Origin of the sequence: Pseudomonas sp. ML2-2023-6 (assembly GCF_037055265.1) — a bacterium.
GTDB classification, from domain to species: domain Bacteria; phylum Pseudomonadota; class Gammaproteobacteria; order Pseudomonadales; family Pseudomonadaceae; genus Aquipseudomonas; species Aquipseudomonas kulmbachensis.
This window is the reverse complement of sequence record NZ_CP146347.1, coordinates 3,946,969-3,970,695: the sequence shown is the minus strand read 5'-3', so window position 1 is coordinate 3,970,695 and position 23,727 is coordinate 3,946,969. Positions and strand designations below refer to the sequence as shown.

19 protein-coding genes and 8 pseudogenes are annotated in these 23,727 nt (G+C 55.5%); 14 read left to right on the top strand and 13 right to left on the bottom strand.

Going from position 1 to position 23,727, the window contains the following annotated elements; all coding sequences use genetic code 11:
• Window positions 1-54: 54 nt before the first annotated feature.
• The 5 genes from V6L79_RS18300 to V6L79_RS18280 form a co-directional block, all read right to left on the bottom strand.
• Window positions 55-615, bottom strand: coding sequence for a PqiC family protein (locus V6L79_RS18300; RefSeq protein WP_338579310.1), 561 nt, complete (start codon window positions 613-615; stop codon window positions 55-57).
• A 17-nt stretch (window positions 616-632) separates the two neighbouring features.
• Window positions 633-2,288, bottom strand: a complete 1,656-nt coding sequence (locus V6L79_RS18295; protein WP_338579309.1) for an MlaD family protein — start codon at window positions 2,286-2,288, stop codon at window positions 633-635.
• A complete protein-coding gene (locus V6L79_RS18290; protein WP_261738738.1) occupies window positions 2,269-2,913 on the bottom strand; it encodes a paraquat-inducible protein A in 645 nt (214 codons plus the stop codon). The genes V6L79_RS18295 and V6L79_RS18290 overlap by 20 nt, the downstream gene beginning before the upstream one ends.
• Complete coding sequence (locus V6L79_RS18285) at window positions 2,910-3,506, bottom strand: paraquat-inducible protein A (protein ID WP_338579308.1); 597 nt, start codon at window positions 3,504-3,506, stop codon at window positions 2,910-2,912. The genes V6L79_RS18290 and V6L79_RS18285 overlap by 4 nt, the downstream gene beginning before the upstream one ends.
• Before the next feature lie 147 nt (window positions 3,507-3,653).
• On the bottom strand, window positions 3,654-3,995 hold the full coding sequence (locus V6L79_RS18280) for a hypothetical protein (RefSeq protein WP_261738736.1): 342 nt from the start codon (window positions 3,993-3,995) through the stop codon (window positions 3,654-3,656).
• A gap of 286 nt (window positions 3,996-4,281) precedes the next feature.
• Here V6L79_RS18280 and V6L79_RS18275 point away from each other — a divergent pair.
• Window positions 4,282-5,655, top strand: a pseudogene (locus tag V6L79_RS18275) (transposase).
• 219 nt (window positions 5,656-5,874) lie between these two features.
• Here the strand turns inward: V6L79_RS18275 and V6L79_RS18270 are convergent.
• On the bottom strand, window positions 5,875-6,864 hold the full coding sequence (locus tag V6L79_RS18270; RefSeq protein ID WP_338579307.1) for a helix-turn-helix domain-containing protein: 990 nt from the start codon (window positions 6,862-6,864) through the stop codon (window positions 5,875-5,877).
• 231 nt (window positions 6,865-7,095) lie between these two features.
• Between V6L79_RS18270 and V6L79_RS18265 the strand changes: the two genes are divergently transcribed.
• The 3 genes from V6L79_RS18265 (at window position 7,096) to V6L79_RS18255 (ending at window position 9,804) form a co-directional block, all read left to right on the top strand.
• Window positions 7,096-7,986 carry an MBL fold metallo-hydrolase gene (locus V6L79_RS18265; protein WP_338579306.1) on the top strand — a complete coding sequence of 297 codons (891 nt, stop codon included), beginning with the start codon at window positions 7,096-7,098 and terminating at the stop codon, window positions 7,984-7,986.
• Between the two features lie 98 nt (window positions 7,987-8,084).
• Entirely contained in the window at window positions 8,085-8,630 is a 546-nt protein-coding gene (locus tag V6L79_RS18260; RefSeq protein WP_321833747.1) for a cysteine hydrolase family protein, read from the top strand.
• Window positions 8,631-9,036: 406 nt separating this feature from the next.
• Complete coding sequence (locus tag V6L79_RS18255) at window positions 9,037-9,804, top strand: NAD(P)-binding domain-containing protein (RefSeq protein ID WP_261738732.1); 768 nt, start codon at window positions 9,037-9,039, stop codon at window positions 9,802-9,804.
• 353 nt (window positions 9,805-10,157) lie between these two features.
• Here V6L79_RS18255 and V6L79_RS18250 read toward each other — a convergent pair.
• A pseudogene (locus tag V6L79_RS18250) lies at window positions 10,158-10,523 on the bottom strand (site-specific integrase); the annotation flags it as partial.
• Between the two features lie 376 nt (window positions 10,524-10,899).
• Here V6L79_RS18250 and V6L79_RS18245 point away from each other — a divergent pair.
• Window positions 10,900-11,388, top strand: a complete 489-nt coding sequence (locus V6L79_RS18245; RefSeq protein WP_261738731.1) for a hypothetical protein — start codon at window positions 10,900-10,902, stop codon at window positions 11,386-11,388.
• Window positions 11,389-11,494: 106 nt separating this feature from the next.
• On the opposite strand, the pseudogene V6L79_RS18240 reads toward V6L79_RS18245, so the two are convergent.
• Window positions 11,495-12,058: pseudogene (locus V6L79_RS18240) on the bottom strand (nucleoid-associated protein); the annotation flags it as partial.
• A gap of 118 nt (window positions 12,059-12,176) precedes the next feature.
• Here V6L79_RS18240 and V6L79_RS18235 point away from each other — a divergent pair.
• Complete coding sequence (locus V6L79_RS18235; protein WP_338579305.1) at window positions 12,177-12,638, top strand: anti-virulence regulator CigR family protein; 462 nt, start codon at window positions 12,177-12,179, stop codon at window positions 12,636-12,638.
• A gap of 239 nt (window positions 12,639-12,877) precedes the next feature.
• Window positions 12,878-13,006, top strand: a pseudogene (locus V6L79_RS18230) (transposase); the annotation flags it as partial.
• Between the two features lie 212 nt (window positions 13,007-13,218).
• On the opposite strand, the pseudogene V6L79_RS18225 reads toward V6L79_RS18230, so the two are convergent.
• Window positions 13,219-13,356: pseudogene (locus V6L79_RS18225) on the bottom strand (site-specific integrase); the annotation flags it as partial.
• A 142-nt stretch (window positions 13,357-13,498) separates the two neighbouring features.
• On the opposite strand from V6L79_RS18225, the gene V6L79_RS18220 reads away from it, so the two are divergent.
• From V6L79_RS18220 to V6L79_RS18210, 3 genes are read left to right on the top strand one after another with little or no spacing between them, the layout of a single operon-like run.
• Window positions 13,499-14,839 carry a cytochrome C gene (locus V6L79_RS18220; RefSeq protein ID WP_261738729.1) on the top strand — a complete coding sequence of 447 codons (1,341 nt, stop codon included), beginning with the start codon at window positions 13,499-13,501 and terminating at the stop codon, window positions 14,837-14,839.
• 4 nt (window positions 14,840-14,843) lie between these two features.
• Window positions 14,844-15,335: a sorbitol dehydrogenase gene (locus tag V6L79_RS18215; protein ID WP_261738728.1), complete on the top strand. Its 492-nt coding sequence runs from the start codon at window positions 14,844-14,846 to the stop codon at window positions 15,333-15,335.
• Window positions 15,332-17,590 carry a GMC family oxidoreductase gene (locus V6L79_RS18210; RefSeq protein ID WP_338579304.1) on the top strand — a complete coding sequence of 753 codons (2,259 nt, stop codon included), beginning with the start codon at window positions 15,332-15,334 and terminating at the stop codon, window positions 17,588-17,590. The genes V6L79_RS18215 and V6L79_RS18210 overlap by 4 nt, the downstream gene beginning before the upstream one ends.
• A gap of 69 nt (window positions 17,591-17,659) precedes the next feature.
• On the opposite strand, the pseudogene V6L79_RS18205 reads toward V6L79_RS18210, so the two are convergent.
• Window positions 17,660-17,860, bottom strand: a pseudogene (locus tag V6L79_RS18205) (IS5/IS1182 family transposase); the annotation flags it as partial.
• 89 nt (window positions 17,861-17,949) lie between these two features.
• Window positions 17,950-18,440 (bottom strand): annotated as a pseudogene (locus tag V6L79_RS18200) (integrase); the annotation flags it as partial.
• Between V6L79_RS18200 and V6L79_RS18195 the strand changes: the two are divergent.
• Window positions 18,418-18,751 (top strand): annotated as a pseudogene (locus V6L79_RS18195) (hypothetical protein). The pseudogenes V6L79_RS18200 and V6L79_RS18195 sit on opposite strands and share 23 nt — an antisense overlap.
• A 252-nt stretch (window positions 18,752-19,003) precedes the next feature.
• Here V6L79_RS18195 and V6L79_RS18190 read toward each other — a convergent pair.
• On the bottom strand, window positions 19,004-19,753 hold the full coding sequence (locus tag V6L79_RS18190; protein ID WP_261738726.1) for an NADPH-dependent F420 reductase: 750 nt from the start codon (window positions 19,751-19,753) through the stop codon (window positions 19,004-19,006).
• Between the two features lie 101 nt (window positions 19,754-19,854).
• Between V6L79_RS18190 and V6L79_RS18185 the strand changes: the two genes are divergently transcribed.
• From V6L79_RS18185 to V6L79_RS18175, 3 genes are all read left to right on the top strand, one after another.
• Window positions 19,855-20,262, top strand: a complete 408-nt coding sequence (locus V6L79_RS18185) for a helix-turn-helix domain-containing protein (protein ID WP_321836830.1) — start codon at window positions 19,855-19,857, stop codon at window positions 20,260-20,262.
• Window positions 20,263-20,397: 135 nt separating this feature from the next.
• Window positions 20,398-21,018: a TetR/AcrR family transcriptional regulator gene (locus tag V6L79_RS18180; RefSeq protein ID WP_338579303.1), complete on the top strand. Its 621-nt coding sequence runs from the start codon at window positions 20,398-20,400 to the stop codon at window positions 21,016-21,018.
• Between the two features lie 196 nt (window positions 21,019-21,214).
• The gene (locus V6L79_RS18175) at window positions 21,215-22,486 is read left to right on the top strand and encodes an outer membrane protein transport protein (protein ID WP_338579302.1); all 1,272 of its coding nucleotides are present in this window, start codon (window positions 21,215-21,217) and stop codon (window positions 22,484-22,486) included.
• Between the two features lie 112 nt (window positions 22,487-22,598).
• On the opposite strand, the gene V6L79_RS18170 is transcribed toward V6L79_RS18175, so the two are convergent.
• Window positions 22,599-23,624 carry a TolC family protein gene (locus V6L79_RS18170; RefSeq protein WP_338579301.1) on the bottom strand — a complete coding sequence of 342 codons (1,026 nt, stop codon included), beginning with the start codon at window positions 23,622-23,624 and terminating at the stop codon, window positions 22,599-22,601.
• Window positions 23,625-23,727: the final 103 nt, after the last annotated feature.

Here is a 23,727-nt window from a genome sequence, read left to right as displayed (position 1 = left end):
ACCTGACCGCCCGTTTAAATCCATCCGTCAGTCGTTAGCTGCTTTAAAAGATTTTTACCGATCGAGGGGGCAGTCGGTAGATGTTCTGCCGGAAGCCTCACTGATTATGGCGGCCAGGCGCTTTACGTTGTTTTGGTGGGCCATTACCAAGTCATCGATGGTAGGTCCAGCTGGCGAACGAAGGGTCGTTCGGCATGTCATCAGCGAATAATCGTTGTCGCCTGTTGTACGCAAGCGCCATTTCACGTCTAGCAAGGCGTACTGGTCAGGTATCGAGTCAAAGCGCTGCACGTCCAGTCGCACCGAAAACTTGCGGCTGGGCGTACTGTTAGTCAATTGACCAACCAGCGCACTGCGCAATTCATCGACTAGACTCGCCGCCCACCATTGGGTTTCCAGAATCGCAAGGCCACTGTTTCCCTGCCGGATAACGATCTGCGGACGATCAACCTGGGGCGGCACGCTAATGCCTACAATTTGGATATCCGCTGCGCCTGACCTTGAGTTGCCGCTCAGGTGAGCTGGCATCAGGGTGTGAAATTGAATCGGGTCACTGCGGCAAGCCGCGAGCAGCAGCAACGCTGTTAACAGGCTGATCTTTAGTGGCAAAAACATGAATGTTGCTCCTATGGTCAGTTACGCGGTGGCGCCTTTAAATCCATCGGCGGGGCATTATCGGGACGACCGCGTAGCAGCGATTCCGGATGCCTGCCGAGGTAATCTGAGAGTTCTCGCAAGGAGCGCGACATTCGGCCGAGTTCGTCGAGGGTCTGGGTCAACTGTTCCCGTTGCGGCGAGTCTTCGGCCAAGGTCGAACTGGCCGATTGCAGGGTTTTGCTGACGTCCGCCAAGGTGGTTTGCACACTGGGGAGGGTTTTTGCGTTGAATTGAGTCAACCCCTTACGCAGTTCGACGAGGTTGCTATCGAGGTTCCCGGCGATTCGCTCGATGGGCAACTGATTGATCTTGTTGACCATGCTTTCCAGTTTTTCCTGCAACTGCTCCAAGCTGCCAGGAATGGTTGGGATGGTGGCAGGGCGGGCAGTCGAGTCGAACACGACCTTTTCCGCCTTTGGGTAGAAGTCGAGAGCGATGTACAGCTGGCCGGTCAACAGGTTTCCGCTGCGGGCCTGTGCGCGCAGGCCGTTTTCGATGAAGGTACCTATCAGCTTGATGCCAGCAGCTTCGTCATTGGGGTCGTGCTTTAAGGCCTCAAGCATTTTAAGGTGGGCCTGACCTAGGCGTTGCGGGTAGATCACTATGCCGACATTGACCGGAAAGCTGCGCTTTTTCACGTCGAAATCGAGGTTGACCGATACTACTTTTCCAAATTCAATGCCGAGAAACTCCACTGGCGCATCGACCTTAAGTCCGCGCAAGGACTGATCAAAACGCAAACTCAAGTACTGCGCCTTGCCGCTGGGCGGAGCGAGGGCGGTTTGCTGGTCTTCGAACAGGTCAAAGGCTTTTTCCTCTCCGGCAGGTTGGTCGTTTGGGCTGTATTCCGGAGCACGGAAGGCGATGCCCCCCACCAGCAATGACGACAGCGACTCGGTCTTCACCGCAAACCCGTTTGCGCCCACGTTCACGTCGATCCCGCTGGCATTCCAGAATCGAGTGTTTTCGGTGACGTAGGCATCATTCGGGGCGTGGATAAACACTTCGATATTCACCCCTTTACCATCGGCGTCCAAGGCATAGGCGACCACCTGGCCAACAGGGATTTTGCGGTAATAAACCGGCGAACCGATGTCCACAGATCCCAGGTTCTGGGTGCGCAGGGTGAAGCGTTTGCCCGGCTCGCCATAGGTAATCGGCGGCGGGTTTTCCAGGCCGGTAAAATTTTTCGCCCGGGCGCTCGACTGGCCAATATCCGCGCCGATGTAGTCACCGGAGAGCAGGGTATCGATGCCCGAGACGCCGCCAGCTCCGATACGCGGTCGCACGACCCAGAATTGCGAATCTTCGCGGGTAAAACTTTCCGCTTGTTTGACCAGTTTGATGGTGGCGTTGACACTCTTCTGGTCGTCGCTCAATTCCACGTCGGACACTGTTCCGATCACCACGTTGCGGTACTTGACCACGGTTTTGTTAGCCGTCAGACCACTGCCGGTCTTGAAGTTCAGAGTGATGGTCGGTCCTTCCTGCATCAAGCTGTGCACCACCAGCGAGATCCCCACGAGCACCGCAACGATCGGAACGATCCACACCAGCGATACACTGAAGCGTCGGGTTTTGATGGGGGCTTTGCCCGGGAGTTTCGGCCCGTCAGTGGCTTTCAGCGTCATCCATTTGCTCCTTGTTTTGTGGGGTATCCCAGATCAGGCGTGGATCGAAACTCATCGCCGACAGCATGGTGAATATCACCACAAGGCCAAAAAATAGAATGCCCACGCGCGGCTCGATATCGCCCAGCGCTTGGAATTTCACCAATGCTGCCACCAGCGCGACGACAATCACGTCCAGCATCGACCAATAGCCGATCAGCTCGACGAAACGGTAAAGTTTTGATCGTTCCTTGCGCGCCCATTGGCTGTTGCGCTGCACGGTAACCAGCAGCAACGTCAGGGCGACGAACTTGATACCTGGCACGGCGATGCTGGCAATGAAAATAATTAAGGCAATGTCCCAGGCACCGTGCTGCCAGAACTCCAGCACACCGCTCATGATGGTGCTGTCGGCTCCGGAGCCGAGCATGGTGGTATTCATCACCGGCAGCAGATTGGCGGGGATATAAAACACCAGCGACGCCAGCAGGTATGCCCAGGTTCGGGTTAGAGAATTGATTTTTCGGTAGTGCAGCGGAGCGTCACATCGTTCGCATTGATGTGCACGATTGCTCAAGTCACAAGCCAGGCCGCAGGTGTGACACAAGCAGAGGTTGAGTTCGCTGGCTGTCGGTGGCGTATTCATAGGATGCCCCACAGATCACGGATATCGCGCCCGGCAAGACGGATCATCATCAGGCTTAGGACCGCCAGGGCAAACAGGCCGATACCTGGCAGCACATCGAGTAATCCTGCGAGTTTGAACACCGCCACCATCGCCCCCAGCAGACAGACTTCCAGCATGCTCCAGGGACGAAGGGTTTCCAGCCAGCGCATACACGACTTAAACGCCGGCGAACGTCTGTTCGCAAGTGCGAAACTCAAGACCCACATTAATAAAAGCAGCTGAAAAACTGGTGCGATGATGATGGCAATCGCCGCCACCAACGCGATGAACGTGATCGGCCCTACGCTGAGTGCCAGTACCGAATCCCATAACGTGGCGCTGCTTTTCAGGCCTTGCAGGTTGATGCTCATGACCGGATAGAAATTGGCGAAAATCCACAGCACCGCAGCAGTAAAGGTCAACGCTAAACGCTGCTCCACCGACAGACCGTTAAAGCGCTGAAGCACGCCATCGCAACGCGAACAATAGGAAGTTTGATAGTTGACGAGAGTAATCTTGTCATACACACAGTCACAATGCTCACAGATGACTAGGTTGTCATAATTCGCCATGAATATTACTCGTCCAAAAGCCGATGAATACTGAGGTGAGCCAATATAAAACGGTTAGAAAAATGCGTAATATTATAAAATATAGTGGCTAAACCTGTGAGTCGACGCACTGCTTGTCAACGCTCAGGACTGGGAAAGTTCCATCCGTTACGCGCGGAAGCTCCAGACCATCTCCACAACCCGTGCGGAAATTATTATATAGACGAGCACTATCAAAAGCTGAAAGGCGAGGTGGTAGCGGAGTTGGGCTAGGCGGCGAATGCCATCACTGAGGTTCAGGAGCATCAGTAATCCAGATACGGTGATCACTCCCCACCCAGCCAGGTTGGTGGCAGTGATGCTCATAAAAATCTTGTGATCACTTTGCAAAGCGTTCGTACCCGCTGCAAACAGAAGCGCGCATAGAACCATATTTTTGAAATTGTCGAAGATCTTGGCATTGAGATCCTTGTCGAGTAATTCCGAGTAGCGCATCCATAACTTTTGCATGTTCACCGCCTCAAGAAGGAAGGATCAAATAAGCATAGTTCGTCTCAACAACTGCTCGGGGATTATCGGGCACACGTTGCATTCTGCAGCGCGCCACCGCAGATTTTAAGCTCGTTGGGGCGGTTGGGTGGATACGCTGTTGTAGCTGGCTTCAAGTGTAAGGATTTAACAAGCGTGCTTCCACGGCTTTGCGAACGTCTTCTTTTGGCCGATTCTGTTGAAAAAGTAGCTCCCTTGTCTGGCCTGCGGCAAAATCGCTTCATTGGCCGGCGAGGGATCACACAGCATGATGGGACAGTTATCGAGTGGGCAGGATCGACTGTTTTACTCGTTCAACCTTGAAGATCACATCCCAGCCAATCACCTTCTTCGCAGCATTGATCGATGTCTCGATCTGAGTGATCTGCGCCATTACCTCGCCGATTTCTATAACCCGATTGGGCGTCCGTCGATTGATCCTGAACTGATGATCCGCATGCTGATCGTGGGTTATTGCTACGGCATTCGCTCAGAGCGACGGTTGTGCGAAGAGGCCCATTTGAACCTGGTGTATCGTTGGTTCTGCCGGTTAAGCCTTGAAGATGAAGTCCCCAATCACTCGACGTTTTCCAAAAAACGACATGGCCGTTTTCGGGACAGCGATCTGTTTCGCTGGTTGTTTAATGAAGTACTGCGGCGCTGCATGGACGCAGGTCTGGTCAAGGGCGAAGGCTTTGCCGTGGACGCCAGCATCATCAAGGCGGATGCCAGTCGTCAGCGCGGCGTACCGGGCGATGAACCGGTCAACTGGAGCGATCCGTCCCTGAGCACCCGCGCAGTGCGTGAGTACCTTGAGGCACTCGATGAAGAGGCTCTAGCTTAAACGCTACCGAAGCGCCTGTCACTGACTGATCCTCAAGCCCGCTGGACCGCCGCTCCTGGAGGCCCAGCGTTCTTCGCCTACTCCACCAACTATCTGATCGATACCGAACACGGCGTCATCGTGGATGTGGAACCCACACCAGCTCATCGAACGGCCGAGGTCGAGAGCACCAAAACAATGGTTGATCGTATCGAAGAGCAGTTCGACATCATGCCGGAACGCCTCATCGGCGACACTGCTTACGGAACCGCGCCGATGCTGGCTTGGATGGTGGAGGAAAAAGACATCGAACCGCATGTGCCGGTGTGGGACAAAACCGAGCGCAAGAACGACAGCTTCTCGAGCAATGATTTCCGCTGGAATGAAGAGGCTGAGGAATACCGCTGTCCGACCGGCAACGCATTGCGCAGCGAATGGCGAGCCTTCAAAAGCGAGCGTTCACACGTCACCAAAGCCAACACGATCATCTTCCGATCCAGGCAGAGCGACTGCGTAGCCTGTCCGATGAAAGCCAAGTGCTGCCCGAACACGGCGTTCCGCAAAATCGCTCGCAGCGTCCATGAAGCCGCTCGTGATGTGGCTCGACGCATCGCGACGACGCCAGCGTATCAGCGCTCTCGCCATGAACGTAAGAAGGTCGAAATGTTGTTTGCCCATCTCAAACGCATCCTGAAACTGGATCGCTTGCGACTACGTGGCATGAGTGGCGCGACCGATGAGTTCACGTTGGCTGCTGCGGTGCAGAACCTGCGTCGACTGGCCAAATTTACATCTCAAGGGCCACCTGCCACGGGATAGGTGCGCCTGCACTAGGCAAAAAACCTCAAATTAACCCAATAACAGAGCAGTAAAGGTCAACGAAGGGCCGAGAAACCACTCAATGTTGTGAGTAGGCTCTCCGGTGGTAGTCGTGCCTGAGTTCAGGCGAACTGAAAATCCGCCTTTTTCAACAGAATCGGCCAATTGCAGTCATTCGTACCAGACCACAATCGGCCATGAGCAGTCGCTCAAAGGTTTCTACGAAACTTGGGGCGACTCATTCTTTGGATTCATTCCAAGACAAAACATTTTCCGATAGTCAGATGGCGATGTACCTAGATGAGCTGCGAAATGTTGTCTTAAGGAAAGGGACGTCCCAAATCCTACATCACCCGCGATGTATTCAATCGATAACTCGGTCGTCTCGAGTAGTTCCTGCGCTCTGACCACACGTTCCGCGTTTAACCATTTGGATACGGTAGTGCCAGTGGCCTCCTTGAACCGACGGGTAAAGGTGCGCCTGCTCATTTTTGCGATTTCAGCCAGGACATCTAGCGACAGATGGCTGGCCAGATTCATGCGAGCCCACGCCAATACATCAGACAAATGAGTTTCGCTGGAGAGGTGCGGTACAGGGTGTTCTACGTATTGAGCCTGGCCCCCCTGCCTGTGTGGTGGTGTCACCAGCAATTTGGCGGTGCGATTGGCTACATCAGCTCCTAGACGCTGGCGTACCAGATGCAGGCAACAATCAATTGCTGCCACGGTTCCAGCGGAGGTCATGATGTTGCCGTCACTGACATAGAGTACTTCAGGCCGAAAACTGACCTCTGGAAAACGCCGCGCGAATTCGTCGCGTGCCATCCAGTGAGTCGTCGCCTCTTTCCCGTCAAGCAGCCCGGCATCGCCGAGCACAAATGCCCCGAGGCATAACCCGACGATCAACTTGTCTTTGGAGTGGGCGAGTTGCAGCGCCTTCACAAGCTGTGCAGATGCGGCGACCGACGAATCACTCCACGCGGGAATGACAATTACGTCACTTGCTTCCATCAGTTCTAGGCCGTGGGTTACAGACAGCCCAATGCCCTGGTCACTGCTCAGCATACCCGGCACCTCTGCGCAGAAATTGACCTCGTATTCAGGTTCACCCTGCGCGGTTTGAGCAGTTCCCAATACAATGCCAGGAACAGAAAGGTGAAAAAGGCTCACGCCGTTGAATGCTAGAACTGCAACACGTATGGCTTCCATCAGGCTGCCTCAAATTGATCCTGTATTGGCCCACTGTCTGTCACACACAGGAATGGGAGGGCCGCTCACGCGGATTTTTTCACTCCAAGGGAAGCCCCAAATACCCTTGTCCCTCCCTTACAATACAGATTATCTGGCCCGATTATATCGAATTATGTCATTCGGGCCACTGTTGGGCTCTAAGACGCTAGCCCAGAATGGTCTCCTTGATGTACCAACAGGATTAATTCCATGAAATTTATAGCGCTTCCTCTCGCCCTTGGCATTGCCTGCGGTGCAGTCGCTACAGCGGCGTTCGCGGATACCAATAACCCCCAGGCACCTGAGGCCTCCCACAAAGTGGATCTGCAGCAGGTTCGCAATGCCACGGTAAAAATCACTTACGGTGACACCACGTTCTTGATCGATCCAATGTTGGCTAAAAAAGGGGCTTACCCCGGGTTTGAAAATACCTACCGAAGCAACCTTCGCAATCCGCTGGTCGATCTACCCGAATCCCCTGACAAGGTTATCTCGGGTGTCGACGCAGTCATCGTCACGCATACACACCTTGATCACTGGGATGATGCGGCACAAAAAGCGCTACCTAAAGACATCCTGCTGTTCACTCAACACGAAGACGATGCACAGCTGATTCGTTCCCAGGGTTTCAAAAATGTACGTGTACTGACTGACGAAGCTGAATTCGGCGGCGTCAAAATCACCAAAACCGGTGGTCAGCATGGCACCGACGAAATGTATGCCGTACCAGCCCTCGCAAAACCGCTGGGCGAAGCCATGGGTGTGGTGTTTCAAGCGCCAGGCTATAAGTCTCTATACCTCGCCGGCGACACCATCTGGCGCAAAGAGGTCGACCAGACCATCGATAAATATCACCCTGAAGTCATCGTCCTGAACGCAGGGAAAGCAAAAATGACGGGGTTCGAGGGGGCGATCATTATGGGTGAGGAGGACGTCCTGCGTGCCGCACAGACCGCCAAAGGCGCAAAAATTGTCGCAGTGCACATGGACGCGGTTAACCATATGTCCCTGACCCGTGAAGAGTTGCGCAATTACGTCAAGAAACAAGGTATCGAGAGTCGCGTTGATATACCGGAAGACGGCGCTTCGCTGAAGTACTGATTTAAACCGTATTGGGCCGTGGTAGCGGGCAGGTTTCTTACCTACCAGCAATCTCAGCCCTCAGTGCAACATCACTTTGATTTGATCGGAGATCGCTCATGAAACAAGGTCTTGTAGTAGTTGATCTGCAAAACGAATACCTGGCCACTGGTAAATTGCCTTTGAGCGGCATCGAGGCGGCTGTGGCGAATGCTCGACGGGTCATGGACCATGCGCGGAATACAGGTATTCCCGTTTTTCACATACGGCACGAATCAGATAATGCTGATGCCCCAATCTTCGTAAAGGGATCTAAAGGCGCGCAAATTCAGCCAGCGGTAGCCCCTGAGGATGAAGAACCTGTGATTGTTAAAAAGCACATTAACGCCTTCAGAGACACTGACCTCAAAAAGCAGCTGGATGCTTTCGATGTTCAAGATATCGTGGTGGTAGGTGCAATGAGCCACATGTGTATCGACGCCGTCGTACGTGCTGCGGCGGACATGGGTTATCCGGTTACGGTGCTGCATGACGCTTGCGCCACCCTGGATCTCAAATTCAATGGCGTTAACGTGCCAGCCGCTCAAGTGCATGCAGCGATGATGGCCGCGTTTGAATTTGGGTACGGCACGGTTAAATGTGTGGATGATTATCTCTCGGCGTGAGTTCGTACTAATGCAGTTTCGCGTCAGATAAGCTTGAAAGCCAGCAGGTCCAATACCCTTTCTCTACATATGTTATGGGTCTTAAGCATCTATTTACGAAGGGCCGCTTTTAGCCGGAAGCAGCCCTTCGTGCCCGAACACACAGCCTGCGGGCGCTGACTACGATGGCTACATATCAACCTGTTACGCTTCTTTCGAGGCGGAACCCAGTGAAGGTGATGTCGAATCCATCCATGTTGGACAGCTGATGCATTCAGCGGCAGAGGGTTAAAATTGTCCAAGTGCTCTGGGCAGTGGGTCATGATTCGCCAAGGATGGAGGCTTTGGGTCGATTGGTACTTCGGGACAGGCTGCCCTCCAGTTATCATGAGACACTCTCTATTTGCTTAATACAGGAGAAGGCAGAGTGCTGAACATTGGAGTTCTGGGTGTCGGCGAACTGACGGAGAAGATCGTGATTGGCTTGCGCCGAAGCGGATTCTCCGGGAAGATTTTGCTTTCACCGCGCAATAATGACCGTGCCCGAGAGCTAGGCAGGCTCTGGGCCTGTGAGATTGCTCAGAACAACCAAAGTGTGGTCGATGACTGCGACCTGCTATTTCTGGGCGTCCGACCTGATGCTGTTGAGCAACTTGCCAATGAGGTACGACTCAAGCCCGAACAGACGCTGGTTTCGCTCGTAGCGGGTATGAGTATCAGCGAATTGGAACACAACTTTCCTAAAGCGCGGCACGTCCGGGCGATGCTGTCCTATGCAGCTCAGATTAACCAATCAACAGTTGTCGTGACCCCAGGCGGCCAGCCTCATGAGAGCTTACTCGGCGCCCTTGGGTCACTGATCGTGATCGACCAAGAGGACGCGTTTGAGCTCGCCACTGTGGCGGCGTGCATGAACGGCTGGTTTTATTTCTTCCTCGGCGATCTTCAGGAGTGGTTTACCGGGAAGGGCCTCTCTCATGAGCAGGCAGCACAGTTGGTGATGGGCAATATGCAGGATTGTCTGACCAGTGCACGGCACCAACCTCACGTCAGCATGGAAGTTCTTGGCGGTAGTATTGCAACACCTGGTACGTTCACTTCCGCCGGGTTAGAGAAGCTTCGAAAGAATGGCGCAATGCTGGCTTGGAGAGAAGCATGTGATGAGGTGTTCGCGCGTATGAGAAAGGACGTTTAGCATCTGCGTTCGCAATGCCTGCTTTTGGCCGAATGCAGACGATCACCCGGCACTGCCAGTTCTGAGTATCTGGAAATAAAGAATAGGGTGGATGCATACCAAAGTCTGCGCAAAACCTACCCGGGAGGCCACGGTTTATCGTTTGCTAATGCACGAAAAACCGTTAACTTCGCCAGCCTTGATGAGGATATTTATTCTTTAATTACAATGACTTATAGCGATATAAGATCGAACATGGGGTGCTAGGGGGCGAGTGTTCGAATCACTCCGCCCCGACCATATTTTTCAATGACTTAGGCCAATGTTTAACGCATTGGCCTTTTTCATGTGCGTGACTTTTGCGTGACTTCTATTTCGGTAACACCCGCCGCCCGAAGACCCCGACCAAACGTGTGTTTCAAATCGTGAATCCTGATAGACAGATAGCCGGGGTGAGCGGGGCGAAGGTTTTCCTCCTGCCAGAGTTTGCCGCCCTCACTCGTGCTTTCTTCCAGATTGAGTCATTCATGCGGTGAACCATTGTTTCGTTACCATCGCCGTCTGGCTTGCCGAAAGGGAAGACGTACAGCTTGTGCTGGCCTCGCTGGTTCTCAATGATTGACTTGGCCACAGTGTTGAGAATCATCAGGCGCTCGTCCCGGTTCTTCACTTCGCCCGCCAAACCCGGCCGGAATCAAAAATACTGTGGTATCCAGCTCCGATACCGCGATTTCCCAATCCCGAGGAGTTAGGCGTCGAACTTGAGATGGGGTCAGTAACGCAGGTGGAGGACTGCACGCATCGAGTGACGCTGTGCAGTCCTATAGCTTCCCGGCACCGCGTAAGCGGTAGCAATCGGCTGCTCACGGCCTGTACCGTCTTCACTGCCATCAAAGCCCTCAGCTTTAAGCGCGTAAGCAATTTCATTCGTAATCCTGCCCCCATTCTGTGACGCTTGATCCAGGGTGTGCCAGCGGCTTCAATGCCGCTGCAAATGCTTCCGTATGTAATAGGTATGAAAGATCCTCACCGGATGGCGTGATTCGTTGAAGTGGGGTATTTGTGTTCGCCCGGCATGGAGCCGGAGTAGCCCTTGATCAGGATGGAATTTGAAAGATGCTCAAAGTATTTGCTGCACCTCTGGTATTACTTTTCTCGGCATCTTGCCTTGCTGACTTAAAGCAAACAGCTCCGGAGTCGGTCTGTGCATTTCTGAGCAATTTGGACCTGAAAGGGCGGAAATGGACCGACTATGGTGACGGTACGTCTGGTTGCGCAAGCAACTACAAGGACATCGGGAGTGGTTCTCCGATGGCTAACAATCTTGCGTTTTATGCGACAGGCAGTGACTCAACTGTCGATCAGGTAAAGCTGGTTCTCAACTTCAATCAGGTGAAGTCTGTGGGCATGTCAATTAGCGCACTGGGTAAGGCTTCGGAAAAACTCTCCCTTGAAGCCCTCGGAGCTCCACTCCCGAACAGCATTAAAAAAGCCATAGTTCTCGGCCAGCCCTTAACCGCTGCCGCAGGCACAGGAACCATTGAGGTAGTTCGGGATAATTGGCCTACAGGTAAAGGTTATGAGGTTCAGGTAATCATGAAATGACATCACTCCGGACCTGATGCCCCTCTGGGCGTGTCGGTAGGCTCTAGGCAGATGCGCGCTTGAGCTGATAAATGAGCTGAGTTGGCAGGCCGTAGTCCTTGTAGCGGATGAAGTCGCGGAAGTACTCCGAGGACTTCGTGCCAGTTTTACTTTTGATAAATGAAATGTACTGCCGTGAGTTTGGGTTGTTACTCCATTCCGAAAGGTTGATCCGGGCTGCCAGGCTGTTGCTGCCGAAATCCAGGTGCTTGGAAGGCTTAATGCTGAGGTCAGTACTAACCGTGATGCTCTCGCTGTGCTGGAGCAGGCCGATAATCATGTAGTCGGTCAGGCCTTGCTGGAAGTGCGCGAACAAGACGTGACCACCAACGGAAAGGTTCGATTTTTCCATCAAGCTGGTCAGGTGCTCGACAGCGGTGAAGCTGAACTCAATAAAGTCGCCGCCATCGTAAAAGCCCTTCATCCAGCCGCTGAAAGGGTAGGCGCCTGATTCGGGGTGGAACAGGCTCCAGCCTTTGCCCTGTTTGGCGTTGTACGCTTCGTTGAAGTCGTGCAGCAGGTTTTCAGTGACCTGAGATTCGACCAGTTCGGTGCTGCTGACGTGCAGCACGGCAGGTGTATCGCCTGGCTTCTTGTCGATCTGGTGAATGATGCTGTGGCGGATGGGCATGAGATTACCTCGGGATGGCCCTCCGTGACCGGATGCAGCGAGTGGATGGGTTATACGGAACTAAAATCGGTAATACCGTCTATATTTCAAGGGGTATTCCCTTTCGGAGAAGACGGTCATGCTTAAGCCTCGCTCGCTCCTAGTAGCTATTACCTGCCTTGCTTTGGCCGCAGGCCCAGTTACCACTTTGGCCGATCCTGGCAATGGAAAGGGGCAAGGTAATGGACAAGGCAACTCCCAAGGCGGCCAAGGACATGGAAGCCAGGGTCACAAAGGAAAGGGCTCGAACGGGAGTGATTGGGCGCGCGGCCCCAGCATTGACCGGGGCAGCATATTGGGTGTGCTTGGCGGCCACCGTGACTACTGGAGTTCAGACCATTCACTGCCACCTGGGATACAGAAGAACCTAGCTAGAGGAAAGCCTCTTCCTCCGGGCATTGCCAAGAAGCTGGATGGCCGGTTGTTGGGCAGGCTGCCACATTACGACGGCTACGAATGGCAGCAGGCTGGGACCGATTTAATACTTGTCGCAATTGCTTCCGGCATAATTTATGAGGTACTCAACGGAGCCTTTGATTAAGGTACGAGAGGTTCAATGATCTCGTCCCCAGGGTCTTTCTGAATTACCAGAAGGCTTTCATTGCGGAACTCTCTCGACACCTTTAGTGCATTAACGGGCAAGGAAGGTTAGCGCGGTGGGTACGAAGTCGGAATTAAACTGAAAGATGCCCCAATGACCCGCATCAGGGTAGATGTGTAGTGGTCTAATGAAACCGGACACCCATTTAGGCGTGAATGCTCGCCAGATCGAGGTGTCAGATGACCAAACAACGCCGTTCCTTTTCCGCTGAATTCAAACGCGAGGCTGCCGACCTCGTACTCAAGCAGAATTACAGTTTCATCGAAGCTGGTAGCTCGCTCGGAGTTGGCGAATCGGCCCTGCGCCGCTGCGCTGTCAGCCAGTGCCGATGTGTACGGTGTGGCTTGTGTGATCTACGAATTGCGTGATGCTTTCGCTGTCACTTCGTCCTGGCTGCAACGCTTGATGCATTGGCGTAACGGATGACTGCCGAACAGATAACCAACGATGTTCAACAGTTCTAACTAAATGCGCTTCTGCGTGACTACAACGCAACTTCAAATGCCCGACGAATCGTTGCTTAATCGACAGTCAAACAGGGCTTGCTGTGGTCAAGGCAGGAATGACCAAGGATGGTCTACACCGTCTCAACATCGCCAGTTGCCGTCAACACCTTGGCCACCAGAGAGCGTCTGCCGCTGTCCGACGATCCCTGCTTATCCCTACCGTTAGTCAGGTATTTATGAGGGGGCTGACGCAACGGCTAGCCTGCAGCTTAGCGTCAGGGACAACGCTGAACATTCGGTCCATGAAGGGCCAGCACTCATCGTCCCGACGCTTTATCTGCTGAGGAGACGATAATGATAATAACCTTGAAGCGGTTGGCGTGTTTGGGTGCAAGCTTCACCAGCGCGCTCGTCATGGCCGATGCGGCCAGCCCACCGGTGCTGTCACCTGCGATTCCCTTCGATGTCACCGCCAACCCCCCCTTTACTCTGGACAACCTGCAACACGATTTCGACGTGCTTTCGTGGCAGACCTTCGTCGCCCTGAACTGGCCCGCAAGCGCCGACGGCAGCGCCAACACCTCGGCGAAGATTGGCGCGCCGGGGCAGACAGTTTGGGAGACGTGGAAGGAGAGCTACGAGGTTTTCCTGCCCAAAGGCCAGAAGCCGGTCGCCTGGAACCAGAAGGCGCCGCTACCCTCCGCCTGCCAAGGCAAGGGTGACCTGCCCGTACTGCAACAGATGGGCAAGGTTGCCGGTGTGCTCGATGAATTCATCCAGCCGTTCAAGACCGGCCCACTGGTGGACCAGAACGGCGCCTACACGCGCAACGCGATCATGATCAACCAGCCGATGTTCGACGACATCGTCAGCAATGACCTCTACAGCAAGGAAGGCCAGCAGGCTTTCTTCACCAAGGCTGACAACCGCATCGCCTTCTCCTGCGGCTCGCAGAAGGCCCAGCAGGTCGGCGCGATCATGGTCAAGTCGGCCTGGAAGGTACTCGGCGACAACGACAACCCGCAAGACTTCCACGCCGTCGACGCCTTGGTCTACACCCCCGGCAACGCCGACCCGAACAAGGGCGCGGTGATCCCCGAGTCGTGTGACGCGCAGAAGGTAGGGCTGGTCGGCCTGCACATCGTGCACAAGACCCAGAGCTCGCCGCAGTGGGTATGGTCGAGCTTCGAGCACGTGCGCAACGTGCCGGAAAAGACCACGCCGATGAACGAGCGCAAGGGTCCCTACCTATTCTACGACGCCCAGGCCAGCGACCGCCCGGTAAACGAGCCGCCAGTGCAGCCGTGGGATCCGTCGAAGAAAGCCACACCCTCGCAGATCGTGCGGGAAATCCCGCTCACCGCCGCGACCCACCAGCTCAACGCGCAGTGGCAAGGCGCGCTCAAGGGCACGGTCTGGGCCAACTACCAGCTGATCAGCACCCAGTGGCCGACCGACCCGGCCAACGATTGCCAAGTGCCGTCGCCGACCAACCCGCTGGGCAGTCCTGCCCCGACCTTTCTGGCCAACGCCACCCTGGAAACCTTCAACCAGGGCACCACGCCACAGGCCTCGTCAAGCTGCATGGAATGCCACAACAACGCGACCACCCGGGTGACCCAGTCCCCGCGCACCAGTTTCGCCGATTTCACCTTCTTGCTTGAACGTGCCCAATCCACCGGCGCCAAGGAGTGATGCCATGAGTGACCCGAACCTGCAGAACTTCATCGACCTGTCTGCCGTACTCACCGGCCTTGCGGCCGACCTGCTCGCGCCGTCCGTCGACCCGATCAACCTGCCGCCACTGTTCTTCACCACTGCCCAGCAAGGCATGGGCACCGCAGCGTTCAGCAACCTGCTGGATCTGTACGCCAGCATCGAGAGCCAACAGCCTGCGCAAATCGCCAGCGCCGTGCTCGGCAACTCGAACCCGCAGATCGCCCAGGGCGCCCGCTCGATCATGAAGCTGTGGCTGCTTGGCAGTTGGTACCAGCCTTATGATCAAGACAACGCCCACACGGGTGACACCCTCGTAGTCTCCGACCAGGCCTACAAGGAAAGCTGGGCGTGGAAGATCGCCCAATCCCACCCCATGGGCTACAGCCAGTACCATTTCGGCTACTGGGCCGAGCAGCCACCGACCCTCAAGCAATTCACCGGTGTCGACGCCAAGGAAGGGCAGCAGCCATGAACAATCTACAAACCCAGAACATCGAAACTGCCGATGTGATCGTCGTGGGCGCCGGCATGGCCGGCAGCGTTATGGCCTATCAGTTGGGCCTGGCCGGCCTGAAAGTGCTGGTGCTCGAGTCGGGCCCGGCGATTCCGCCTAACCGCAGCGAATACCTGGAGCGTTTCTACACCGCCGTGCTCAAGTCGCCCGAGTCGCCATACCCACCGGAGCAGACCGAGCAAACCCCGGCCACGCAGTTCGCCCCGCGAGCGACTATCCAGGACTTGATCACTGCCGGCAGCACCGACCCGAACAAGGTGCAGAAGAGCTACTTGGTACAGAAGGGGCCGCAACTGTTCGCCAGCACCTACGAGCGGGTAGGCGGCGGCACCATGTGGCACTGGATGGGCACTGCCCTGCGTCTGTTGCCCAACGACTTTCGCATGCGCACTGCGTACAACGTCGGGGTCGACTGGCCGATCAGCTACGACGATCTGCAGACCGCCTACTGCCGCGCCGAGGAGGAGATGGGCGTGTCCGCCGATGTCGCCTCGCAGACCTACCTGGGCGTGACCTTCCCGCAGAGCTATGAATACAGCATGCACGGCATCCCGATGTCGTTGGTCGACCAGGGCCTGGGCAAGAACGTCACGGGCACGGTGTATCAGAGCCCGGAGAAGGCGCCCGATGGCAAGCCGTACCCAGGTGTCACCCTCAACGTCCGGCAGACCCCGGCCGGGCGCAATTCGCAGAGCGACAACGGCCGCCGGGTGTGCGCCGGCAACACCAGCTGCACGCCGATCTGCCCGATCCAAGCTAAGTACGATGCCACCGTGACCATGGCCAAGGCACTGGATACCGGCAACGTGCGCATCCTCTACCAGGCCGTGGCGAGCCAGGTGCAGGTCGATAGCAATGGGGTCACGGGTATCGATTTCATCCAGTACCAGAACAATGGCCCGCGCCAGAACGGCACGGCCCAGGGCAAGCGCTACGTGATCGCCGCCCACGCGATCGAAACCCCGAAGCTGCTGCTCAACTCCATCGGCCCGAACAGCCCTAAAGGGGTCGCCAACAGCAGCGGCCAAGTCGGCCAGGCGTTGGCCGACCACCCGGTGTATTTGGCCTGGGGCCTGATGCCCGAAGGCAAGCCGCTGTTCCCATTCCGCGGGCCGTTGTCCACCTCGGGGATCGAGGACATGCGCGATGGCCCGTTCCGCAGCCAGCGTGCCGCCTGGCGTATCGAGATCGGCAACGAGGGTTGGAACTGGTCGGTGAACGATCCCTACACCTCGGTTTGCGATTTCATCGACGGCACCAACAACGGCGGCGCTAACCCCAACAAGCTGGCGCTGTCCGGCAAGATGCTGGTGCAGCAGCTCAATAGCGTGCTGACCCGCCAGTTCCGTCTGGGCTTCTTGATCGAGCAGGTAGAGAAAGACCCCGACAATGCGCTGTGCCGGGTGGAGAGGACCATGGAGTTCACCGACGGCTTGGGTCTGCCTCGGCCACAGATAACCTACGAACTGTCCGACTACACCAAGGAGGGCTTCAAGCAGGCGCGCCTGGCCGCCACGCATATCATCACCGAGCTGATGGGCGCCACTGAACTGACCGACCTGAACCCTAAGATCGAGCCCGGCTCGCAAACGGTGTTCAACTACGACGGTCAGAACTACGCGTTCTTCGGCGCTGGCCACCTGATGGGCACCTACCGCATGGGCTCGGACCGCACTAAGTCGGTGGTGGACAAGGACCAGCGCAGTTGGGACCACCCCAACCTGTTCCTGGTCGGCGACGGAGTGTTCCCCGCCACCGGCACCGCCAACCCGACCTTGACCATCACCGCGCTGACTCTCCAGGCCGCCGACGTGGTCGCCAGCGATCTACTCAAGCGTACCGTGCAGGTGCAGGCCAACCAAGCCTGGCAGGGCACCGGCGTACAGGTCAACGGGCAGAACTGGCAACTGGCGATGTGCACCGGTGGGCAGTGGACGGCTAACCCGGCCACCGGGATGGTCAGCGCGGCGGGCAACCCAGGGTTTATAGCCAAGCCCGGCTATGCCTTGCCCGGTCAACCGGAAGGAGCGCTGATCGGGCGTATCGGCAACAGCGGCGTGCCGTTCCTGGTCGGCAATAAGGCGCAATTGCCGCGTGCCCAGCAGGGGGAGTTGCAATTGTGCATCAATGACGACCTGGACGGACATTACGGAGCTGGTCTGAGCGATAACCTGGGCAGCCTGTCGGTGGAGGTGCGTTTCGGGACTGTGTAGGCGCTGTCATACCAACCCCACAGTGCTACGGCAAAGCCGCAGTATTGTGGGGTTGCTTTCTCAGCCCAGCTGAATGCGGTTCAGATAGCCGTAGATGTAGGTCTTCAGGAGAATCGCGGGATGCTAAGCAGACCGGCCAGTTCTGCCGGTATGACGCCTTCAAAACCCCGTTTGACCAGATAGACTTCGTCGACAAAGACGTCGACTGCGCTCACCGGATTGGTATCGCTGACGTAGTCGTCAGTATTCACCTTGGATAAAGCGCTTCATGGGCGGTTCCTGCGATGAAATCCTCAGGAATAGTGGCAAGTATTCGCGAAGGCCTTTTTACACACTCTGGGCCGATAGCAGTCCTTCACAAAAGTGCGCTTTAGAAAGCGATCTTCAACCTTCGTCCAGTGCTCTTTGGTCTGCGCCTGCTTGTGCAGCAGTCGTTGCGGCTTGCGATGAATCAAGAAGGGGGAAGCGATATTGTCCTGGCAGCGGGTTATGACGGTCTGCAGTTCGTCAGTCACCTTGAAACGAATCCACGCTGTATCACTGGCTTTGGCTGTCTTCTTTTGTACCAGGTACAAGAACCCATCCGAACGCCATCAAAGCGCATGTCCAGGATGTCGGAGCGCCGCTGAGAGTGATCAGTGCCAAGTCGATGGCGTTGCGCAGCCAGGGTGGTGCCACCTCCCTGACCGCCTTCAGGCCTTCCACGGTATGGCGTTTTCGTTGCTTCTTCTCGATACGGTGGATGGTGCTCGATGCGGGGTTGTCCGGACACAAGCCCTTCCGACGCGGCATGATTGAAAATGTCCACCAGCAGAGCGCGACTCTGATTGGCGCTCCTTGGGGTCAAGGAAACCGCCCACCAAACCGAACGCACAAATCTGGCCAATCTCAATTCCGCGCAAATTCTGGCGGAGCAGGGCAAGCACTTCGCCCTGGAGCAGTGGCTGGCAGCCAGCGACCAAGCCCATTACCTAGCCCTTACCGATGAGAAAACGAAGCAGGCACGTCTGCGTGATCGCCTTGCTACTGTTGACCTGCGGTGTGGTTCATGACGCCCATAGAGCCCGACTTGACCCAGTGCATGCTCAACGAGTTATCGGAATTACCGGTGAAGGCGATCATGGACTGATCGCTCTGCAGGCTTGTCAGGCTTACATTTAAGAGGTCTCAGGCACTAAGTCAAACATTGGGAATAAACCGTAGATTCGTATAATCCGCTCATTCAAGGATGACATTGCGCGTGTAACGAGGATTAGTGTTTAAGAAACTGTTTATCTATGCGCAAAGGTACCGGTTGTGGCTAGTTGAAAGTGTATGGCCAGTGGAGTTTTATAAGCTAGTTATAGCTGATAAAATTAGTTGCTTGTAACCGCTTAAAAAGCATGGATGCTAGTTGGATTAATAACGAGGAGTTCAGCCCGCCGCGTTGAAGTTTCGATTGAATTCAACCACCTCATTATGAGAAGGGTTTTTGGCGAATAAGGTCAGGATTTGTGTGTTGTACGCCTCGCGTTTCTGAGCTGCGGCACCCTTCACGGCGGCATTTAACGCGGGAGTCATTTCATCTGCGGTGTAGTCGCAGCAGTACGCTGGTGTGCAGGGTTGCTGGCGCCATGAGGCCTCGAGACGGCCACCGTCAACTGGATCAAATCCAACGGCATCGACAAGTTGCATTACGAGGCGCTTATGGTTTGCGTCGTCACCGGCAACAGCGACTCCCAGGCGGTTTTCCGCATCTTTTGGCTTACTAAGATGCTCCAGCGAATACGCCAGAATGTTATTGAATGCCTTGATCACCGGTCGACCAAGCTGCTCGCTAACCCAGATGCTCTCTGTCTGACCATTTTCCAAAGCGTCGATGCACTCGTCTCTCAAACCTGGGTAGTAGTTGCTCGTGTCGACCACTGGAGTCGAGGATGACAACACAGCCAGCAGGTTCTTGGGAAGAGCTGTCATGGCCGGTAGGGGGATGGCAAGAATCACCGCATCGGCGCCGTCGAAGACATCTTTCAAGTCGCAAGGAGCGGCCCCTACTTCCGCGGAAAAAGCCCTTACTGCCTCTTTTCCCCGAGAGTTGGCCACACTGACTTCGTGACCAGCGCTTACAAGCTTGCGGGCTAGGGTTGAGCCGATAGATCCAATACCAACGATTGCGATTTTCATAACGCCTCCAGGGATTCAAAGTCTGCATACGTTATGATTTATGCTGCAGTAGTCGCAAGAACCAACGTTTTTGTCTGTAACCCACCAAAAGGTAAGTATTGATGGAGCGCAAGTGGGAGTGTGACAACCCTTTACGGCGACAGGCTTGGTCGGCCGCAATCAACGCTACGCTTCGTGTTTTGGAGGGTAAGTGGAAAATTGTGATTATCAATGAGCTGATGGCCGCTAAAGGCCGGCCGCTTCGGTTCTCTGAATTGGAAAGGCTCATTCCGGATGTTACGCAGAAAATGCTCATTCAGCAGTTGAAAGGGCTTCAGCAAGACGACATCATTCGGCGCACCGTATACCCGCAGGTGCCTCCGCGGGTGGAGTACGCGCTGACAACGTTGGGCCATGCACTCGGCCCGGCCATGACAGCCCTCATCGACTGGGCTGAGCTTCGTCACCAGCACGAAGTCAATGGCATGGACCCACGTGGGGTTAGCGACGATGGACGTGTTGAGCGCTGATACGACCCGTTCGATGACTCAAGCGTCAGCCCGTTCTCATCCCGAACTACGGTGGTTCCAGAAAGTTCGATTTATGACTATGTACTCTAAAGGTCACAATTTGTAAGTCCTCGACAGGGTGAGTAAGCTATCCCCATGAATCAGCCATCAATATCTTCGCCCAGCTCCCGTGGCCCGGCCGATCACGACATTCGCGATCAAATTGTCGCGGCGGCCAACCAGCACTTCAGCCAATACGGCTACGGTAAAACTACGGTTTCCGACCTGGCCAAGGCCATCGGTTTCTCCAAGGCTTACATCTACAAATTTTTTGATTCCAAGCAGGCGATTGGTGAAGCCATCTGCTCAAATTGCCTGGCAGAAATCGTCGCGGCTGTGGAACACGCTATCAATGTAGAGAACCTGTCGCCGACGGAGCGCTTTCGACGCTTGGTCAAAACTGTGATTGCCACAGGCGTGAATCTGTTCTTCAACGACCGAAAACTCTATGACATAGCAGCGTTTGCAGCGTCTGAGAGCTGGCCGAGTTCACAGGCCTATGACGCACGTATCAAACACTTCGTGTTGCAAATCGTGCGGGAAGGGCGAGAGATCGGCGAGTTTGAACGCAAGACTCCGCTGGACGAGACAGTTGAAGCGATACATCTCGCCCTGCGACCATTCGTCAACCCCTTGCTACTGCAGTACAACCTCGATTTCGTCGAGGAGGCTCCCACGCTCACCTGCAACCTGATCTTGCGCAGCCTGATGCCTTGATCTTCGGCTGAAGGTTCACTGCATACCCGGGTAAGCGACAGCTCATCAGCCGGCTTTTCACTGAGTCCTTCTCTATCAGTAGGAGGGTATTTTATTTGTTTGTTTTGTGACCATTGACTGATTTGGTCACTTGAATGAATATGGGTGTTCACCGCTTCTAATGCTTCATCTCAGTGATACCCATAGAGTTCAAACAATGAAAAAAATAGCGCTCAAGACCCCATTTGGCATTGCTGTTGTGCTCGCATCTTCAAGCGCTTTTGCAAGCGGCTTCGCGCTCAACGAACAAAGCATCAGTGGAATGGGGGCCGGGTTTGCCGGTCGCTCTTCCGCCGCTGAAGACGCGAGTACGGTCTTCGGTAATCCGGCGGGCATGTCTCGTTTGAAAAGAGAGCAGGTCAGCGTGGGAGCAGCGACTCTGTTCGCCAAGTCCGACATCAGCCACACCCGGAGTACATTCGGCGGCCAGGAAGACGGCGACATGGTGCCCACCACTACCGTACCGATGGGATATTACGTCAAACCCATCGATGAGCATTGGGCGTTCGGTGTGGGTTTTTATGTGCCTTTTGGTCTGATGACTGACTATGGCAGCGGTTTCGCCGGGCGCTACTACGCCAACAAAAGCGAGGTCACGACCCTCACGTTCCAGCCCACCATCAGCTTTGCCTTCAACGATAAAGTATCGATTGGGTTCGGTCCGACCATCAATCACATCAGTGGTGAGCTGACGGGTATGGTGCTCAATCCACTTAGCCCCGGTCGTAATGACGGAAAACTCAAAAGCACGGGTGACGACACTGCGCTTGGTTTCAACGCCGGTATCTTGGTGCAGGCTACGGACCGAACCCGCCTGGGTATGACCTACCACTCCAAGGTCAGTTATCAACTGGATGCCAAGACCAAGGTCACTGACGGCATCTTTAGCGTGTTGGGGGTTAGCGGCCGCAGTTATGACGCTTCGCTGGAAGTGGATACCCCGGAGTCAGTGGATTTCTCGATGACTCATCAGCTCAATAATGACTGGACCCTCTACATGGGGAGCACCTGGACTCGCTGGAGTCGCTTTAAAGACTTAACCATCGAGAACACCGGTTTACCCCCCGCGTTGAGCGGCTCGCTGGGCACGATTACCGAAGAGCAAAATTGGCACGATACGTGGGCACACGCTATCGGCGCTGCTTATGCGCTGAATAAAGAGTGGGTGCTTCGCGCAGGCTTTTCGGTGGATCAGTCACCCACCAATAACACCCATCGTGGACCGCGCATTCCTACGGGCGACAGGAAGGTCATCAGCTTCGGTGCTGGCTGGACTCCGGCGGACAATCTCACGATCGATGTGGCTTACTCCTACTTGTGGGAGGAGAGCGTACAGGTCAACGACACTTCGCCGACCAAAGGTGCCTACAGTGCACACTACAAGAACAGTGCAAGCGGGCTTGGTACCTCTGTGAGTTACCGTTTCTAGTTGAATGCTGTTATCGGCATTTAAATATGCCCTTTACGCCTGGCTCGCATCGTTTGTGCAAAGAAGCGAGTCATGGCGTTCAGTCTGCGCGCTACCAGAATCAGCGATCTTCCTATCGACTCGTCACCGTGACATCCCATGGTTGCCAGCCACCTCCGAGTGACTTGAATAGCGCAACCGCCGCGAGTGCCGATTCTGTTCGCGCTTGCGCCCGAGCATCGGAGGCCTGGAGCATCGTCTCATCCGCGTGCAGGACATCGATCAGGCTGGCCGTGCCCTTCTGATAGGCAATGAACGACGATACTCGAGCCTGACTTAGAGAGGCCTCGCCTGCGGTGAGGGTGGTTGGCGGCGTGCCGAGCATGACATCCAGTGCATTCATGGCAGCCTCCAGCCCGGCCTGCAGGACCGGCACGGTCGCCTGGACCTGTGACAGCGCGCCCTCGGTCTGATGAACCTGATAGGTAGCATTGAGTCCCTTGGCGTGGAGCAACAGGACTTTTTCTAGCAACGCCTGCTGCGTGTTGACTTGCCGACTCGCAATGTCCAGCCGGGCCTGCAATCCCCGGACAGTGATGTAGGCGTCCGCGGTCTGTGCGGCGATGGCCAGTCGCGTGGCCGCGACGCCAGCCCGGGACGCCTGGTACTCGGCCAGAGCGGCCTCGCGTCCGCGTCGCAGGCCGCCAAAGACATCGGCCTCCCAGCTGGCATTGAGGTTGACCTCGTAGGCGTTTGCGTACCGATCATAGCCAGGTGTTGAATTGAGCACCTGGCTCAGTGGGGTCTCGAGTGATTGGTAGGCGCGCGCGGCTTGGCCGTTGACATTCCCCGAGGGCAGTAAGGCGGCATTGGCGGCACCTAGTCCGGCCCGCGCCTGCGTGACTCGCGCCGAGGCCTGCGCCAGGTCCAGATTTTGCTCAAGAGCCTTGGAGATGAGCGCGGTCAGTAAGGGGTCACCAAAGCCTTCCCACCAAGCGACAAGATCAGTCGGCGTCGCTCCAGGGCACTGTTCGAGGCAAGCATGGCCCACGTAACGATTCGAAAGCGGAGCGTCTGGACGATGGTAATCCGGACCGACCGCGCAACCTGCCATTACGCCGGCGCTGACCAAAAGTGCAATTGGACGGAGGGGAGGCATTGAGGTTCCTTAAGCAGAGGATGATATGTGACCATATTACTTATTGGTCACAATCTGTCAATTAACGCTTCCTTAGGGTAGTGGGGGATATCCCGGCATCAGC